Annotated in this window: 1 protein-coding gene; it reads right to left on the bottom strand. The window is 59.1% G+C overall.

All coding sequences use genetic code 11. The features are described 5' to 3' along the window. A partial coding sequence (locus tag QZH66_RS17880) for a hypothetical protein (protein ID WP_305807154.1) occupies nt 1–433 on the bottom strand: 433 nt, incomplete at its 3' end. Between the last annotated feature and the right edge of the window lie 217 nt (nt 434–650).

Raw genomic sequence — 650 nt, 5'->3', positions numbered from 1 at the left:
CGCCTGTCTCGACGCCGTTGTTTGGCTGGCGGGGCACGCAGACTTCGACACCGTTGACAGTGCCGGGCGAGCCATTGGGGCACTTCGGTTTGTCGGGCTGCTTGGGGGGCACGGGATCTGCCGTGCTGCAGGAAAAATCACCAGCATCACCCGTGGTCGGCGGCGACATGTTCCACGTGCCATAGCTGGTGGACGATCCATCCGGATTCGTCGCCACCATCTGCTGCTGGAACGAAACCCGACAGCCTGCTTTGGCAAACTTGGCAGGGTCAGAGGCCAACGGCATGCAAAAAGTAGAACCGTCAGCGACACGCCCCTGCAATGCCATATCGGACACCAGCAAGCCGCCGAGCGTGCTTTCAATCGCCTGAAAGGTCTCGCACTGACCTTTGTTATCGAAGACGCAGCCACCCAGGCCCTCTTTAAAGCCCACCTTACATTGGCAGACGCCGTTGACACGCTCAGAGTTAGCCGTGCACTCTGTTGGAGTGTCAGGGACGCACTGGTTGCCGGACTCTTTAAAACCTGCGTTACACGTGCAGCTACTGCCAACCTTAGTGCTATTAGCGGGACAAGTCGCCGTTTGGAAGATGGGAACATAGTAAGTATTGCCGTCTGTGCGCCTGCCCCCCCATACCCCGTCGGGCGCA

It is taken from the genome of Stenotrophomonas sp. YIM B06876 (genome assembly GCF_030711595.1).
In the GTDB taxonomy this organism is placed as follows: domain Bacteria; phylum Pseudomonadota; class Gammaproteobacteria; order Xanthomonadales; family Xanthomonadaceae; genus Stenotrophomonas.
Note: the sequence above shows the minus strand (reverse complement) of the source record. Positions and strands in the feature narration are given on the sequence as shown.